The organism is Luteolibacter yonseiensis (genome assembly GCF_016595465.1).
Taxonomy (GTDB): domain Bacteria; phylum Verrucomicrobiota; class Verrucomicrobiia; order Verrucomicrobiales; family Akkermansiaceae; genus Luteolibacter; species Luteolibacter yonseiensis.
This window is the reverse complement of the sequence record NZ_JAENIK010000012.1, coordinates 76,993-92,229: the sequence shown is the minus strand read 5'-3', so window position 1 is coordinate 92,229 and position 15,237 is coordinate 76,993. Positions and strand designations below refer to the sequence as shown.

At 61.1% G+C, this 15,237-nt stretch carries 14 protein-coding genes; 8 read left to right on the top strand and 6 right to left on the bottom strand.

What is annotated here, in order from left to right:
- Nucleotides 1-31 precede the first annotated feature (31 nt).
- The gene (gene leuB / locus JIN84_RS16210) at nucleotides 32-1,135 is read left to right on the top strand and encodes a 3-isopropylmalate dehydrogenase (RefSeq protein ID WP_200352118.1); all 1,104 of its coding nucleotides are present in this window, start codon (nucleotides 32-34) and stop codon (nucleotides 1,133-1,135) included.
- 474 nt (nucleotides 1,136-1,609) lie between these two features.
- Here leuB and ahcY read toward each other — a convergent pair whose 3' ends face one another.
- Both ahcY and metK read right to left on the bottom strand, forming a co-directional pair.
- A complete protein-coding gene (gene ahcY / locus JIN84_RS16205; RefSeq protein WP_200352117.1) occupies nucleotides 1,610-3,022 on the bottom strand; it encodes an adenosylhomocysteinase in 1,413 nt (470 codons plus the stop codon).
- A gap of 71 nt (nucleotides 3,023-3,093) precedes the next feature.
- Nucleotides 3,094-4,308: a methionine adenosyltransferase gene (metK, locus tag JIN84_RS16200; RefSeq protein ID WP_200352116.1), complete on the bottom strand. Its 1,215-nt coding sequence runs from the start codon at nucleotides 4,306-4,308 to the stop codon at nucleotides 3,094-3,096.
- A 57-nt stretch (nucleotides 4,309-4,365) separates the two neighbouring features.
- Between metK and JIN84_RS16195 the strand changes: the two genes are divergently transcribed.
- The 5 genes from JIN84_RS16195 (at nucleotide 4,366) to JIN84_RS16175 (ending at nucleotide 8,909) form a co-directional block, all read left to right on the top strand.
- The gene (locus tag JIN84_RS16195; RefSeq protein ID WP_200352115.1) at nucleotides 4,366-5,286 is read left to right on the top strand and encodes an ArsR/SmtB family transcription factor; all 921 of its coding nucleotides are present in this window, start codon (nucleotides 4,366-4,368) and stop codon (nucleotides 5,284-5,286) included.
- A gap of 129 nt (nucleotides 5,287-5,415) precedes the next feature.
- Nucleotides 5,416-6,267 (top strand): phosphodiester glycosidase family protein, encoded by an 852-nt coding sequence (locus JIN84_RS16190; protein WP_234043540.1) that lies wholly within the window; start codon nucleotides 5,416-5,418, stop codon nucleotides 6,265-6,267.
- Between the two features lie 78 nt (nucleotides 6,268-6,345).
- Nucleotides 6,346-6,708 (top strand): hypothetical protein, encoded by a 363-nt coding sequence (locus tag JIN84_RS16185; protein WP_234043539.1) that lies wholly within the window; start codon nucleotides 6,346-6,348, stop codon nucleotides 6,706-6,708.
- A gap of 59 nt (nucleotides 6,709-6,767) precedes the next feature.
- Nucleotides 6,768-7,679: a D-alanyl-D-alanine carboxypeptidase family protein gene (locus JIN84_RS16180; RefSeq protein ID WP_200352112.1), complete on the top strand. Its 912-nt coding sequence runs from the start codon at nucleotides 6,768-6,770 to the stop codon at nucleotides 7,677-7,679.
- 96 nt (nucleotides 7,680-7,775) lie between these two features.
- Nucleotides 7,776-8,909, top strand: coding sequence for an aminotransferase class I/II-fold pyridoxal phosphate-dependent enzyme (locus JIN84_RS16175; RefSeq protein ID WP_200352111.1), 1,134 nt, complete (start codon nucleotides 7,776-7,778; stop codon nucleotides 8,907-8,909).
- On the opposite strand, the gene JIN84_RS16170 is transcribed toward JIN84_RS16175, so the two are convergent.
- The 3 genes from JIN84_RS16170 to JIN84_RS16160 form a co-directional block, all read right to left on the bottom strand.
- Nucleotides 8,906-9,394, bottom strand: coding sequence for a hypothetical protein (locus tag JIN84_RS16170; protein ID WP_200352110.1), 489 nt, complete (start codon nucleotides 9,392-9,394; stop codon nucleotides 8,906-8,908). The genes JIN84_RS16175 and JIN84_RS16170 overlap by 4 nt on opposite strands.
- A gap of 68 nt (nucleotides 9,395-9,462) precedes the next feature.
- Complete coding sequence (locus tag JIN84_RS16165; protein ID WP_200352109.1) at nucleotides 9,463-10,074, bottom strand: HAD family hydrolase; 612 nt, start codon at nucleotides 10,072-10,074, stop codon at nucleotides 9,463-9,465.
- A gap of 141 nt (nucleotides 10,075-10,215) precedes the next feature.
- Nucleotides 10,216-11,604 (bottom strand): UTP--glucose-1-phosphate uridylyltransferase, encoded by a 1,389-nt coding sequence (locus JIN84_RS16160; RefSeq protein WP_200352108.1) that lies wholly within the window; start codon nucleotides 11,602-11,604, stop codon nucleotides 10,216-10,218.
- Nucleotides 11,605-11,809: 205 nt separating this feature from the next.
- Here JIN84_RS16160 and JIN84_RS16155 point away from each other — a divergent pair, with 205 nt between their 5' ends.
- Nucleotides 11,810-12,925, top strand: a complete 1,116-nt coding sequence (locus JIN84_RS16155) for a hypothetical protein (RefSeq protein ID WP_200352107.1) — start codon at nucleotides 11,810-11,812, stop codon at nucleotides 12,923-12,925.
- A gap of 138 nt (nucleotides 12,926-13,063) precedes the next feature.
- Nucleotides 13,064-13,969 carry a 30S ribosomal protein S6--L-glutamate ligase gene (gene rimK, locus JIN84_RS16150; RefSeq protein WP_200352106.1) on the top strand — a complete coding sequence of 302 codons (906 nt, stop codon included), beginning with the start codon at nucleotides 13,064-13,066 and terminating at the stop codon, nucleotides 13,967-13,969.
- Nucleotides 13,970-14,082: 113 nt separating this feature from the next.
- Here the strand turns inward: rimK and JIN84_RS16145 are convergent, their stop codons facing one another.
- Nucleotides 14,083-15,189, bottom strand: a complete 1,107-nt coding sequence (locus JIN84_RS16145; RefSeq protein ID WP_200352105.1) for a glycoside hydrolase family 76 protein — start codon at nucleotides 15,187-15,189, stop codon at nucleotides 14,083-14,085.
- Between the last annotated feature and the right edge of the window lie 48 nt (nucleotides 15,190-15,237).

Genomic DNA, 15,237 nt, shown 5'->3' with positions numbered 1-15,237 from the left:
ACATGGCGAAGCGGTCGCCATTTTCCCGCGCATGTCACGCAGTCACCGCATCACCATCCTCGCCGGAGACGGCATCGGCCCGGAAGTCATGGCCGAGTCCGTCCGCATTCTTGAAGCCGTCGAGGCGAAATTCGGATTCACCGTCGCCCGCAGCGAGCACCTCGTCGGCGGCGCGGCCATCGATGCCACCGGCCACCCGCTTCCACCTGAAACCGTGGCCGCCAGCGAGGCTGCGGACGCGATCCTCTTCGGCTCCGTCGGCGGACCGAAGTGGGAGACCCTGCCACCGGACATCCAGCCGGAGCGCGGCGCCTTGCTGCCGCTGCGCAAGCACTTCGGCCTTTTCGCCAACCTCCGTCCCGGCGTCTGCCTTCCCGCCCTGACCCACGCCTCGCCGGTGAAACAGGAGCTCATCGCCGACGGATTCGACGTCCTCTGCGTGCGCGAACTCACCGGCGGTGTCTATTTCGGCACGCCAAAAGGCCGCGAAGAGCGCAATGGCGAGCCTGTCGCCTTCGACACGATGGTTTACATGAAGAGCGAGATCCAGCGCATCGCCCGCGTGGCGTTCACCGCCGCGATGGGCAGGAAGAAGCAGCTGCTCTCGGTGGACAAGGCGAACGTGCTCGCCTCCTCCGTTCTCTGGCGTGAAACGGTCGTGGAAATTTCCAAGGAGTTCCCTGAAGTCGAGCTCTCCCACATGTATGTCGACAATGCCGCGATGCAGCTCATCAAGCGCCCCGGCTCCTTCGATGTCCTGGTGACGGAAAACCTCTTCGGCGACATCCTCTCGGATGAGATGGCGATGATCTCCGGCTCTCTCGGCATGCTGCCATCCGCCTCGCTCGGCAAGCAGCGCGAGGACGGCCTCTACTTCGGCCTCTACGAACCATCCGGCGGCTCCGCACCGGACATCGCCGGCCAGGGAATCGCAAACCCGATCGCACAAATCCTCTCGCTCGCCATGCTGCTGCGCTTCTCCCTCGGGGAAGTGGAGGCCGCGGACGCCATCGAGGCGGCGGTCGCGAAGACCATCGCCGACGGCTTCCGCACGGGAGACATCGCCACCAGCCAGCCGGGCGAGACGAAAGTCGGCACCAGCGGCATGGGCGACGCCATCCTGGCGAGGCTCTGAAAATCTTCCACAGGCCCGCCGGATGCGTCGGGCCTGACGGGATATCATCAAAAACAGACAACCCGCTGTGAGAACAGCGGGTTGTTTCGTATGGAGCCACAAGGAGTGGCGGACTCCGATCCGCCACAGCCTGAGGTGACAATGCCAAAAGTTCCAACGCGATTCATTGGCGACACACGGGCAATGGCGATCACGTATCGCCGCTCCTCGGCTGCTCCAGATCTGGCGGGTCGACCGACCCCATGGCCATGGAGCGGCGGAACGCGTCCGCCATGCCCATGAAAGCCCATGAGAGGTGGTTTACCTCCCGGCATTCGCTTCTCATGGGCGAGGGCGATTCGGCGATCGCTCCTCCTTGATTGCGTCAGGCTCCCTCTTTCCGCACCGCCGCACTTTCCAACAAAAAACAGCCAGCCGGTTTCCCGACTGGCTGTTTTAAATCAAGAGCAGGCGCAAGCGCCCACCCCAAGCTGATCAATAGCGGTAGTGGTCCGCCTTGTAGGGACCTTCAACCGGGACGCTGATGTAGTCCGCCTGGGCCTGCGTGAGGGTCGTGAGCTTGGCTCCCACCTTCGCGAGGTGAAGACGGGCGACCTCCTCGTCGAGGTGCTTCGAAAGCACGGTCACCTGGCCGGCCTTGTAAACGTCCTTGTTCTTCCAGAGATCGATCTGTGCGAGCGTCTGGTTGGTGAAGCTGTTGGACATCACGAAGCTCGGGTGGCCGGTGGCGCAGCCGAGGTTCACCAGACGGCCTTCCGCGAGCATGTAGATGCTGTTGCCGGTCGGGAAGGTGTATTTGTCCACCTGTGGCTTGATGTTTTTCTGAACGACGCCGGGAGCGTTGTTGAGCTTGTCGATCTGGATCTCGTTGTCGAAGTGGCCGATGTTGCAGACGATGGCCTGGTCCTTCATCTTCTCCATGTGCTCGAGACGGATGATGTCGAAGTTACCGGTCGTGGTGACGTAGATGTCGCCCCAGCCGAGGGTGTCTTCAACAGTGAGGACGCGGAAGCCTTCCATCGCGGCTTGCAGCGCGCAGATCGGGTCCACTTCGGTGACGACGACCTGGGCACCCTGGCCGCGGAGGGCCTGGGCGCAGCCCTTGCCGACATCGCCGTATCCGCAGACGACGCCGACCTTGCCGGAGATCATCACGTCGGTGGCGCGCTTGATGCCGTCCACCAGCGATTCGCGGCAGCCGTAGAGGTTGTCGAATTTCGATTTGGTGACCGAGTCGTTGACGTTGATCGCCGGCACGAGGAGCGTGCCCGCCTTCGCCATTTGATAGAGGCGGTGGACACCGGTGGTGGTTTCTTCGGAAACACCTTTCCAGTCCTTCACGATGGTCGCGAAGATGCCGGGTTGCTCGGCGTGGATTTTCTTAAGGAGGTCCTTGATGACCTGTTCCTCATGGCTGCCGGACGGGGTGTTGACCCAGTCGGAACCGTTCTCGAGTTCGTAGCCCTTGTGGATGAGGAGGGTCGCGTCGCCACCATCATCGACGATCAGTTCGGGACCGAAGCCGCCGGGGAACTGGAGCGCTTCCCAAGTGCACCACCAATATTCCTCAAGGGTCTCGCCCTTCCAGGCGTAGACCGGGATTTCCGCAGCAGCGATGGCGGCGGCGGCGTGGTCCTGGGTGGAGAAGATGTTGCAGGAAACCCAGCGCACCTGCGCACCGAGAGCGACGAGCGTCTCGATGAGCACCGCCGTCTGGATGGTCATGTGCAGCGAGCCCATGATGCGGACGCCCTCGAGAGGTTTCTCAGGACCGTACTTGGCACGGGTTGCCATGAGACCCGGCATTTCATGCTCGGCGATCTCGATTTCCTTACGTCCGAAATCGGCAAGACCGATGTCGCGAACCTTATAATCTGTGAAGCTCATAGTAATAGTGGTTGGTTGGATGGAATGAAGCGCGGGACCCGGTTTTCAGATCCCGCGCTTCTGAAGAGTTGTCAGCCCACCGCCTTCTTAAGCGCGGCCGCCTTGTCGGTGGATTCCCAGGTGAGATCCGCGTCGTCTTTGCCGAAGTGGCCGTAGTTGGTGGACTTGGAATAGATCGGACGGAGCAGGTTGAGCTGCTTGACGATGTCCGCAGGCTTGAAGGAGAAGACCTTGAGGATGCCCGCGAGGATCTCGGCATCGGACTTGATTCCGGTGCCGAAGGTGTCCACGTGCACGCTCACCGGAAGCGGGTGACCGATGGCGTAGGCGAACTGGACCTCGCAACGCGACGCCAGACCGGCGGCGACGACGTTCTTCGCAACCCAGCGGCCCATGTAGGCGGCGGAGCGGTCGACCTTGGAAGGGTCCTTCCCGGAGAAAGCACCACCACCGTGACGGCCGGTGCCACCATAGGTGTCGACGATGATCTTGCGTCCGGTCAGGCCGGAGTCGCCTTGCGGGCCGCCGACGACGAACTTGCCGGTCGGGTTGATGAGATACTCGGTGTCCTTGGTGAGCATTTCCTTCGGCAGGACCTTCTTGATGACCTGCTCGATGCAGAATTTTTCGATTTCCGCATGCTCCACATCGGCGGAGTGCTGGGTGGAGATGACGACGTTGACGATGCGGGTCGGTTTGCCGTCCACATATTCGACGGAGACCTGGGACTTCGCGTCCGGACGCAGCCACTTGGCGAGCTTGCCGGCCTTGCGGATGCGGGTCAGCTCGCGGCCGAGGCGGTGCGCGAACATGATGGGCGCTGGCATGAGCTCCGGAGTTTCATCGCAAGCGTAGCCGAACATGATGCCTTGGTCACCGGCACCCTGCTCCTTGTGCTTCTTGCCTTCCGCAGCGGCGGCGTCCACGCCTTGGGCGATGTCCGGGCTTTGCGCGGTCAGGTAGTTGTTGATGAAAAGCGTGTCGGCGTGGAAGACGTCGTCATTGTTGGTGTAGCCGATGCCACGAACCGCGTCGCGGATGATCTTGCCGATGTTGATGACCTCATCCAGCGGCTTGGTGGTGCCCTTCTTCTTGTCCTGAAGCGACGGGATCGTGATCTCGCCGCCGACAACGACGACGTTGCTTTTCACGAAAGTTTCGCAAGCCACGCGGCTCTTCGGATCAAGGGTGAGGCAGGCGTCAAGGATTGCGTCCGAGATGGTGTCGGCGACTTTGTCCGGATGGCCTTCGCCCACGGACTCTGAAGAGAAAATGAAGGTGCTCATGTGCTTTTAATTTTTTCGTATCGTCAAATCGTGATGCGTTGATACAATCGCCCCGCCATGCCGTCAATGCTCAAATCCTTGAAGCTGCTGTCCGATCCCACCCGCCTGCGGATCCTGAAGCTGGTGGAAAACGAATCGCTATCAGTCGCTGAACTTCAAGAGGTCCTGGGCATGGGTCAGAGCCGCATCTCCACCCAACTATCCCAGTTGAAGCTGGAGGGTCTCGTGAGCGACGAACGCAGTGGCAAAAACAACATTTACACCTGCACCGCCGATCCGGACCTCATGGATGTGGCCCGCCTTGCCGCCGCGGAGGTTCCGGAAGTGGCTGCCGACGAAGCCGCGCTTCGCCATCTTCTCAGGAAACGCAGGGACACCTCGCGCGCCTATTTCGACGAACTGGCGGGTCGGTTCGGCAAGGACTATGTCCCCGGCCGCTCCTGGAAAGCTCTCGCCGAGGCTCTCATCAAGGTGCTGAACTACCGGGTCGTCGCCGATCTCGGCGCGGGTGAGGGAACGCTCGCCCAGCTCCTCGCGCAACGTGCGGAGAAGGTCATCGCGGTGGATCTCTCGCCAAAGATGGTGGAATTCGGACAAGACCTCGCCATCCGGAACGGTCTCACGAATCTGGAATACCGCATCGGCGACATCGAGGAGCCGCCGATCGAAGACAACAGCCTCGATCTTGCGATCCTCAGCCAGGCACTTCACCACGCGGAGCATCCGGAACGTGCGCTGGACGCGGCATTCCGCATCCTGAAACCCGGTGGACGCATCATCGTGCTGGATCTCCTCCAACACCAGTTCGAAGAAGCCCGCGAACTCTACGCCGACCGGTGGCTGGGATTTGCCGAAAGCGAGCTGGCCGCCATGCTGGAAAAGTCCGGCTTCACCAGCATCGAAACCATCGTTGCGGACCGGGAGACCGCCGCGCCGAAATTCCAGACACTGCTCGGCATCGGCGCGCGACCGGCATAAGTTTCAAGCGGAGATCGCCCGGTTGATGCCAACGGGCACATCTTGCCGACTTTGTTTTTTCGTGCGCTTGCGGGTGCCATCCATTCCAGGCATGCTTGCAATCCCCCACCCCGCATGCGATTCATCCTCATGCGATTTTTCATCTGGCCGGCGGCTTTCCTCTCCCTCACCGCCTGTTTCCCAGCGAAGCCTCCCGCCGTGAAACCTTCCGCACCGGGAGCTGCGGTTGCAAAACCTCAGGTAGCGGCAGCCTCTCTCCCACCCCCGTCGGTTTTGCCGCCCCCACGTCCTGCCTCACCCGTCACGCCACCACGGGTCACCATACGCGAAATCTCCGGCATTACCTTTGAGGGAGTGTCATTCGACTCCCGCAGCCACCGCCTCCGCGTGGTGGACCAGCCCGGAGGACCAACCTCCCGGTTCGCGGATTCTTCCTCGGCCGCGAAAGCCAACGGAGGAATCGCCGCGGTGAACGCCGGATTCTTCACCCCCGAGGGTGCGCCTCTCGGTCTCGTCGTATCGGATGGGAAAATATCAGGAAGCTGGAACACCTCGTCGCTCGGCAGCGGGGTGTGGTATGAAGCACCAGGTGGCGGCAATGCCATCACCCGGCGGGAGACGCTCGGACGCCCGGGTGCCGCCGCCATGAGCGGGCTCCTCCAAGCCGGACCGCTTCTCATCGAAAACCACCGCCCGGTCAGCGGACTGGAAGCCACGAAGCCAAGCGTCCGGATGCTCATCCTCTGGGATGGCGGAACCGGTTGGTGGATCGGCCGTGGCTCCACCTGCACCCTCGCGCAGCTAGGCAGCGCCCTCGCCGGCGGCTCCCCCGCGGGATGGCCCATCCGCTCCGCGCTGAATCTCGACGGCGGCAGGTCTTCGGACTTGTGGATTTCCGAATCCGTCTCCGGCGGCCCCCTTCTCCGCCGCTCGCCATGGAACCGCCCGGTCAGGAATTTTCTCGTGCTGGTGCCGCGCTGACGGTTCCGTCACGAAACCAGAATTGGACAGCATCATTATTGGTGATAAATTCCATGCCGTCACACTTGTATGAAACCCATGTCGCTCCCCGCCATCGTGTCCACGCTTGTCGTCACACTCGGGTTCGTCTCGTGTGGGGCGATCAATAAAGTTGGTGAAGGTTCCGTAGCCTTGGTGAAAAAAACCACCACGGCGACCACCACCGGAATTGCCTCCCTTTCGGACAAAATCCGCCCGGCGGGCATCAAGGTCGTGGAAGTCCGTGAACAGGATCTCGAGAAACTGCCTACGGGACACGACCGTGCGATCGCTTTCCAAAACACCAAAAAGAACAGCTTCTGGCTCTTCGACGGCCCCGTGGATTTCGTGGAGCCCCAGCTTCCCGAGCCCGCGCCCGGAGACGATCAGGTGGAGATTTTACTGCCTCCCAAGGACGAATGACGCGGGAGATTCCCGTATTCCCGGCTTGAAGATCCCGGCTTCCTGAGAATGATCCCCGCATGTCACGCCTGTCCTGTGTCCATCTCGCCGCCCTCGCATTCACTGCGGCGTTGATCTCTTCCTGCGGTGGAAATCCTCCACCTCCCATCTCCCGCGCCGGCCAGAATCTCCCATCGGAACAAAAGCCAGGCGCGCCCGTCCACGTCGCCGCCATCCCGCAAACCCCGCCTCCGCCCATCGCCGCGGAGAGCGCCATCGTCATCGACGTCGCCAGCGGTCGCGTGCTCTACGCGAAGAACGCCGATTCCCCGCGTGCCGTCGCAAGCACCCAGAAGATCATCACCGCCCTCTGCGTGCTGGATGCCGGAGACATCGACAAGCCCGTCACCATCCAGCCCTCCGACACCGCTTGCGAACCCACCAAACTGAATCTCAAATCGGGCGACGTCTACACCCGCCGCGAACTGACCAAGGCCCTCATGGTGAAGAGCGCCAACGATGTCGCACGCTCGCTCGCCCGTGATGTCGGCGGCAGCCAGGAGGGGTTTTCCGACCTGATGAACCAGAAAGCCGCCTCGCTCGGCATGCGGAACTCCCACTTCATCAACCCGAACGGGCTTCCGCAAGCCGGCCAATACTCCACGGCCCGCGACATGGCCATCGCCGCGCGCGCCGCCTACCGCAGCCCGCTCATCCGCTCCTTCACCGCCACCAAGTCGATGACCTTCCGTTTCAATGACGGGCGCACCCGCGAACTGGAAAACACCAACAAGCTTCTCAAGACCGTTCCGTATTGTGATGGCCTCAAAACCGGTACTACCAATGCGGCAGGCCGCTGTTTGGTTGCAAGCGGCTCTCTCAACGGCCGGTCGGTGATCACGGTCGTTCTGAAATCCAACACTCCGAACATCTGGAAAGATTCGAGCAAACTTCTCGCCTGGGCGCTCGAACGCCCGGCGTCCGGCAGCTGACCTCCAATGGTGCCGGCCACCCTCGGGTGCGGAGGCAAAGCGGCCGGAGCTTCCACTTCCGTCGTCCTCCTCTCTGGCTCAACCAATCGCCGCCACATGGCCGCCAATCCTGAAGAAACCCTCCGCCAGCTCGCGGCCGAGGGATTGTTGCGCGGACAACGCCCGCTGGATTCCCCGACCGGGACACGGATCACGCGGGAAGGCAGGACTCTCTGGAACTTCGCGTCAAACGACTACCTCGGACTCGCCCGCCATCCTGAGATCGAGGCAGCCCTGATCGAAGGAGTGGAACGCTACGGCGCGGGTGCCGCCGCCTCCCGGCTCGTCTGCGGCACCCTGCCCCCTCACCGCCTGTTGGAAAATGCCATTGCCCGGGCCAAACAAGCCGAAGCGGCGCTCACCTTCAGTTCTGGCTTTGCCACAGCCCTGGGAGCCATTCCGGCCATCGTTGGGAAAAACGACTTCGTCATCCTCGACAAGCTGTCCCACGCCTGCCTCGTGGATGGCGCACGGCTCTCAGGCGCGACTCTGCGGATCTTCCCCCACAACGATCTGGCGAAACTCGAACGCCTGTTGGCGTCCTGTAGGGAAAAATCCGCCTCCGCCAGGGTCCTCGTCGTCACGGAGTCGGTATTCAGCATGGATGGCGATGTCTGCCCGCTGCGCGAGATCGTCGAGCTGACCGAAAGCCATGGAGCGCTCCTTCTGCTTGATGAAGCCCATGCCTTCGGAGTGCTGGGCGAAAACGGCATGGGTCTCGCCGAACAGGAAAATCTCCAACACCGCATCGCATTCCAGATGGGAACCTTGAGCAAGGCCGCCGGCTTGTCCGGTGGTTACCTCGCCGCCTCCCGCGCCTGGATTGATCTGCTCGCCAACCGCGCCCGTTCCTTTGTCTACACCACCGCTCCCCCTCCGGCGCTGGCGCACGCGGCCATCCGCTCGCTCGAGTTGATCGTTTCGGACGAAGGGAAATCCCTGCGCGCGAAGCTGCGAGCCAATATTTCCCGGCTTTCGCAAGGCAACACGCCCATCGTCCCGAAGATCCTGGGAACGAACGAGGCGGTTCTCGCCGCCGCCGCCGCTCTCGAAGGCGCCGGTTTCCTCGTCCCGGCCATCCGTTATCCAACGGTCCCCCGGGGTACGGCAAGACTGCGGATCAGCCTCTCCGCGGCACATGCTCCGGAAACCATCGATGCGCTGGCGGCAGGTCTGGCCGGAATCCGTTAGCGCCGACGGATCTTTCCTGACTTTCCACCCTTTAGGAGATTGTCGAGGGCTTCCCGGACGATCTCTTGTTGTGACCGGTGCATGTATGGCAGACTCGAGGAATTGGCATCTTCCAAGACGACATCGGTCTCGGGTTCACGCAGTTTCATATCCAGGCGCAGCATGCGGATCGTGAAACCCCACTCCCAGCGGTCCAGATAAGTGATGACCCCGTCCACCGGGTCCGGAGGCGAGACCGCCGGCCCCGAAGTCGCCTGATAGCCCATTTCCCGCAGTTGGGAAACGACATCCCTTCCGAGGTTGTAGTCATCATCCGGGTGAGTACGGACGTAGAAACTGCGCATGCCGGCGATACGGGCCTTGATGGCCTTCTCGTCCCCAGTCTGCGCATTCCGGTGAAAACAGCCGACCGAGGAAAGCAGGAACAGGACCGCCATCCCCAGCCGGGCGTGGCCATTCAACCGTTTCACCAGAGGATGATTCATGTTCACAATGGATTTCCAATCACAGCCCGTTGGACATGACCATCACCATTTTCCCCAAGGGGAAAATCTCAGCAGGAAACCAGCGGCGACGGGACGCCGATGACCTGCATTCCGGCACGCTGGGCGGCGAGAATTCCGGCCGGCGCGTCTTCCACCGCAAGGCACTTGGTAGGCGCGACGCCCATGAGTTTGGCAGCTCTCAGGAAAATGTCAGGAGCTGGCTTTCCCTCCGCCACGTCATCCGCCGTCACCACTTCCTCGAACCAGTCTGAAATGCCGACGACCTGAAGGGTCTTCTCGATGACCATGCGCGAGCCGCCTGTGGCGATGGCCATCGGCACCTTGCCACGAAGGCTTTCGGCGAACGCGGCGACCTCCTCGATCAGGGTGACGGTGTTCAAGCGCTTTAGGAAAGCCTCCCGCTTGGCCATGGCCACGGCGGTGGGATCGAGTTTCAGGTTGTACTCGTCATTCAGCTCGACCACGATATCCAAGGTGGGTCGGCCGCCCATGGCGAAAAACACGTCTTCCTTGAAGACGCCGCCCGCCCCGTAGAGGGCGAGAGCCTCGCACCATGCTTCGAAGTGCGCGGGCATCGAGTCGACGAGCGTGCCGTCGCAATCGAAAATTACAGCGTCATAACCAGAGGACGGGAACGAGAAGGGACCGATACTTGCCATTTCGCCGCACGGCTTATGCACCGATCCGCCAGTTGGCAAGAGCGTGTCTTCAGAAAATTTCAAAATGTCCAAACCAGTTCCGAAATGGTAACGTAAACGCCAAAAACGTGCAATTAACCCACCTCTCCGGACAGATCGGCGTCAAAGTCCGATCGTCTGATCCTTATAGGTTCCGGATCTGACGATCAGGCGTTCGGGTGTTGTGTTATGAATCTCCACATCTCCCTCGATGACAACACCTTCCTCGAAATGAACCGGGCCGGTGATTTTCAACGAACGGCAGCCGATCAATCCCGGCACCCCCAACGGATCCAGTTGATCCACCAATTTGTAGTCATCCGACAGGATGATGTTGGGCGGAACCCCTTCCCGTTCAGCGGCAAGCCTTACCTGGCCATCCTCCAATACCTCGTAAGCATCTGATCGTAAGGCAAGCAGATCGGAAGTCGTTTTCACCGGGGCGAAGCGGCTGCGCGGCACGTCCAGCGCGGCGGCACCCTCGAAGCATTCGATGGCGGCTCCCATGGCGACCTCCAACTGGACCACCGGGGTGGATTTCTTGTCGCGCGGATCCACGGTCTTATTGTTCCGGATCATCGGCAGCGGCAGGACGCCCGAATCCGCGGCAAGCTGCTCCTTGAGCAGGTCCAGTCGCAGCCACAGGCTGTTGGTGTTGAAATATTGGTGACGCTCGATGTCCTGGAACGCATCCACGTCCTCATCCGGACACTGGGCCACCTCCCGCAGGAGCAGGCGCCCGTCGGACTTTCTCACGGCCAGATGGCCGCCCTTGCGGTCAGCGGCGGTGCGGCGGGTGACTTCCATCAGGAACGGCGAGCCGGATTTCGCGAAATAGGTGAGAATGGCGGGATCGAGGATGGCTCCGAGGTTGTCGGAATTCGAGACGAAGGCGTATTTCACTCCTTCCGCCAGAAGACGGTCCAGCCAGCCGCTGCCGACCAGCGCCGGGTAAAGGTCGCCGTGCCCCGGCGGACACCACTCCAAGCCGGGATCCGCAGGCCACTCGGCGGGAGCGAACGTCGCGGCGTCGATTTTCGGGATCTGGTTCTGCATCAGCTCCACCTCCGAAGCTTCCGAAAGGCCTTGGGACTGGTAATGCGTCAGGTGCGCCAGCGTGCCTTCGCTGGTGTTGAAGCTGTTCATGAGCAGCAGGCGGACGTTCGTGCCGCTGGTCTTGCGGAGGTCGAGGATCTGGCGCGCCATGAGATCGAGGAAGTTCACCCCTTCGCGCACGGAGAGCAGGCTTTTCGGACCTTGGAGTCCCATCCCGGTGCCAAGCCCGCCGTTCAACTTGATGACGACGGCTTGAGAAAGCAGGGATTCGTCCGCTTCCGCATTGGAAATATCCTCGAAAGAGGGCAATCCCTGCGCCGGGGAAATCGTTTCTTCGGGGATAAGGCCCGTTTCATTGCGAAGGAGCGCTTCGTAATTCCGGCGGAAGGCGCGGATGGCGGCGTCTCCCATCCCGGCGGCGGTCATCTTGATCTCGAAGGCGTCGAAGTTTCCCATGTTTCAAAAAGTAAGTTCGCCCTGAAAATGCCGCGCCAGCGCCCTGCGGTCACGTCGAAAAACAGTGATTCTTCATTCGGGATGGAGACCACGGAACACACGAAACACACGGAAACCAAGAGCGTTGAAAACCAGTCCGCCCAAGCAGGCAAGACGCCCATCCAGCGCTTGATCTTCAGGTCGCCCGCCTTCTCATTTTCGGTGTATGCCGGGTATTCCGTGGTCCGATCTTCTTTTTCGCGGGTTACTCGTCGCCACCCCGGATTTCCCTGATAACTTCAGCTCATCTTACGGAATGCCATCCAGGAACCTCCAGATCACCGTCGCATGGATACTGCTCGCCAGCCTCATCATGGGCATCGCTCTCTGGCAGGCGCAGGTCGTCGTGGCGCGTGAGGCAGCCTCACAGCACAAAAACCTCCCGCCACCGACCAATACCCGCCATGCCATCCGGGCCGGACCGGCAACCGCCGATATCGACCCGGTCGCCGACTACATCGCCCGCTGTGAAAAGGGCATGACGGTTCAGGAAATCCGTTGGGTGCTGACGGATTTCGAGAATGCGGGACTGGCGGGCGGAAAAACCAGCGATGAAATGACCGAGGCTGAAGCAGCGGCATATCACAAGGCACAACGACATTGGTACCTGAGATGTTTGGCACAGGGCCTGAATCTGAGCAGCGAGCAAAAGAAGGAGGCATCCGACATGATGGTAAAATTGGCCCGAGAGACATATCGTTCACATCTGGAATACCTCAAGAACGGTAAGGAAACCGGAGAGCAACCTCTTCCGGATCACACGATCACTATTGAAGGCATCGACCTGAAATTTTTAAACCTGACCATGGGTCACGAGTTCGGCAGGAGCAAGGCTTTGCAGTCATGGCTGCCTTGGAAATTTTGCAAACTGACACCTCCACAGGCGAGTTTGACATGGAAGTACGGGCATGACATTGCATTCCCCGATCAATCCAACCCCAACAGGATCGACGTGACCCTTGACCAGCCTGAATTGTCAGATCCACACCAGCTCGCAAAAAAAACGGGGGGCCCCGTGTTCCATGTTTCCAACCCGATCAACAACTCATCAATCGGAATTCCCATCTGGCTTAATGCGGCAAACAAGATCCACCCCTTGCTCGCCACCCAGAAATTGGCTGACAATTCCGACAATCCTGATGCTTTTTTCGAAGAAATGGATCCCAAAAAATTTATCCCACAACTTCGGGCGCTTCATCCGGTTCAGTTGAAAATGGCCCTTCTTCTCGACGCCGATATCTCAGGAAAAATCCGCGAGGCTCTGGAAAGCTGCGGATTTTGAAAAGTCCTTGTGCATCGCCCGTATCCCACCTCCCCCTTCCGTCACAAAACCGCACCCGTTTTGCAGTTGACCACAGGGCCGCATGACTGTTGGACGCACACGCATTTCCGACATACCGGTCTCCGCGACTCCTCCCGCATGAAAATCCTGATCCTTTCCCGCAACCCGAAGCTCTACAGCACCGACGCACTCGTCACCGCCGCCGCCGCGCGGGGCCACGAGGTGCGCGTGGTGGACTACCTGCGTTGCTACATGAACATCACCTCCCGCAAGCCGCGCATCTACGTGGACGGTGAGGAGCTCGTCGCGGATGCCGTCATTCCGCGCATCGCGGCAAAGCATACGTTTTATGGAAACGCGGTGGTCCGGCAGTTCGAGATGATGAACGTCTTCACGCTCAACGAATCCGTGGCGATCGCCCGCTCGCGCGACAAGCTGCGTTCTCTGCAGATCCTCGCCAAGCGCGGGGTCGGCCTGCCCGTCACCGGCTTCGCCCACCATACCGAAGCCACCGGCGAGCTCATCAAGATGTGCGGCGGCGCACCGCTGGTGATCAAGCTGCTGGAAGGCACCCAGGGGGTCGGCGTCGTGCTCGCGGAGACCGCCAACGCGGCGGAGTCCGTGATCGAGGCATTCAAGGATCTGAACGCGAACATTCTCGTCCAGGAGTTCATCAAGGAAGCCGATGGAGCGGACATCCGCTGCATCGTCGTGGGCGGCAAGGTGGTCGCCTCCATGAAACGCCAGGCGGCCCCGGGCGAGTTCCGTTCGAATCTCCACCGCGGCGGCACGGCACAGAAGGAAAAGATTTCTCCGGAGGAACGCGCCGTCGCCATCAGCGCGGCGAAGGCGATGGGCCTCAACGTCGCGGGAGTGGACCTGCTCCGCTCCAATCACGGCCCGGTCGTCATGGAGGTGAACTCGTCGCCCGGCCTCGAAGGCATCGAGCAATCGTCCAAGAAAGATGTGGCGGGCATGATCATCGAATTCATCGAAAGGTCCGCGGTGAAGCCACCGAAACCAACCAAGTCCACGGACAAGTAAGCGGCCGGGGAAGGACGGATGCCGTGCCGGCGCCCCCGGGCCACCGGCAGCCTGCCGATGGCGGTTTCAACGGGGCGGATGAGACGCCGGCCGGGGCAAAACTCCTCCGGCGGTCACTGCTTTTTCTCCGGCTCCGGCGGATGGACGGTCTGCATGATGACTACAGCGTTGCTGCATCCCCACGCATGCCTCGGACCCGGAGGGGTGGGCTTCGGCCAAGCACACCAGGAAAGGTTGTCCTCCGTGCGGCGGGCCTGCCATGCGGCCTCCGCGTTTTTCTGGAGCCAGGGTTCGAAGGTGGCCTGCTCGCGCTGGTCCTTCATGAAGCGTGCGATCCAGCGCACCCCGATGCCGTTGAACCCGCCGCCGTCGCCGTTTTCCCCGGAAGCCGGCAGATAGCCGTCCCTGCACAGTTTCTCCATCGTGAATTTCGCGGCAAGGCGGGCCTCGTCATTGTAGCCCAGCAGATTCGCCGCGCCGACGAAGGTGCCCTGGTTGTAGGTGAGCGCGAAGTTGTGCACCTTGCCGTTCTTCTCGATGCTGTCGAAGATCCGGCCGGTGCGCTTGTCGAACAACGTCTCGCGTTCCCACAGGAAAAGCTCGCGCGCCTTGGTGGTGTAGGACGTATCCTTCGTCGCGAGGCCCAGCAGGAATGCGGCGATGGCTCCCGGTCCGTTCACGCAGGCGTTCTTGGATTTGTTGTCCGTCTTCCACCACAGGCCGCCTCCCAGATCCTTTGAAATGGCCCGCGCGTAGCAGAGATCGAAATTCTCCTTGGCCACCGCGAGATACTCCTCATTCCCCGTGGCGAGATGCGCCCTCGCACAAGCGATGACCATCCACATGATGTCATCGTTGAAGTCGTTTTTTTCCCACGTCCTGCCGTGCTGGGCGATGAACCCGTGGAACAGCTCGTCGAACATCTCGAGCTGTTTCTTGCTCTTCGTCCGCACATGGACGTCGAGCACCATCTCCAGCATCTCCGCCTGCATCCAGAAGTCCGCCTTCCTTCCGCCCTCGGTCGTCTTGAGATGCCAGCCCTTGCCGTTTTCCACCCGGTAGAACGCCTTGGTGTGGGCCTCGAAAATCGTGTCCGCATCCGCGGTGGTGAATGCCTGGGCGAGGCCGCAGGTCAATGTGCCGAGTGCCATGGCGATCCCGCAGGCCAGGCGCGTTCGGATTGTCATCGGGTTCCGGTCGGATGCGGATGTCGCTTTCATGAATGCTCCGATTTACTCGGCACAACGGGCGATCCTTACATCAATCGG

Excerpts from the sequence above, each read along its gene's own strand:
- leuB (WP_200352118.1), top strand. The coding sequence starts at position 32 with ATGTCACGCAGTCACCGCATCACCATCCTCGCCGGAGACGGCATCGGC.
- ahcY (WP_200352117.1), bottom strand. The coding sequence starts at position 3,022 with ATGAGCTTCACAGATTATAAGGTTCGCGACATCGGTCTTGCCGATTTC.
- metK (WP_200352116.1), bottom strand. The coding sequence starts at position 4,308 with ATGAGCACCTTCATTTTCTCTTCAGAGTCCGTGGGCGAAGGCCATCCG.
- JIN84_RS16195 (WP_200352115.1), top strand. The coding sequence starts at position 4,366 with ATGCCGTCAATGCTCAAATCCTTGAAGCTGCTGTCCGATCCCACCCGC.
- JIN84_RS16190 (WP_234043540.1), top strand. The coding sequence starts at position 5,416 with ATGCGATTTTTCATCTGGCCGGCGGCTTTCCTCTCCCTCACCGCCTGT.
- JIN84_RS16185 (WP_234043539.1), top strand. The coding sequence starts at position 6,346 with ATGTCGCTCCCCGCCATCGTGTCCACGCTTGTCGTCACACTCGGGTTC.
- JIN84_RS16180 (WP_200352112.1), top strand. The coding sequence starts at position 6,768 with ATGTCACGCCTGTCCTGTGTCCATCTCGCCGCCCTCGCATTCACTGCG.
- JIN84_RS16175 (WP_200352111.1), top strand. The coding sequence starts at position 7,776 with ATGGCCGCCAATCCTGAAGAAACCCTCCGCCAGCTCGCGGCCGAGGGA.
- JIN84_RS16170 (WP_200352110.1), bottom strand. The coding sequence starts at position 9,394 with ATGAATCATCCTCTGGTGAAACGGTTGAATGGCCACGCCCGGCTGGGG.
- JIN84_RS16165 (WP_200352109.1), bottom strand. The coding sequence starts at position 10,074 with ATGGCAAGTATCGGTCCCTTCTCGTTCCCGTCCTCTGGTTATGACGCT.
- JIN84_RS16160 (WP_200352108.1), bottom strand. The coding sequence starts at position 11,604 with ATGGGAAACTTCGACGCCTTCGAGATCAAGATGACCGCCGCCGGGATG.
- JIN84_RS16155 (WP_200352107.1), top strand. The coding sequence starts at position 11,810 with ATGCCGGGTATTCCGTGGTCCGATCTTCTTTTTCGCGGGTTACTCGTC.
- rimK (WP_200352106.1), top strand. The coding sequence starts at position 13,064 with ATGAAAATCCTGATCCTTTCCCGCAACCCGAAGCTCTACAGCACCGAC.
- JIN84_RS16145 (WP_200352105.1), bottom strand. The coding sequence starts at position 15,189 with ATGAAAGCGACATCCGCATCCGACCGGAACCCGATGACAATCCGAACG.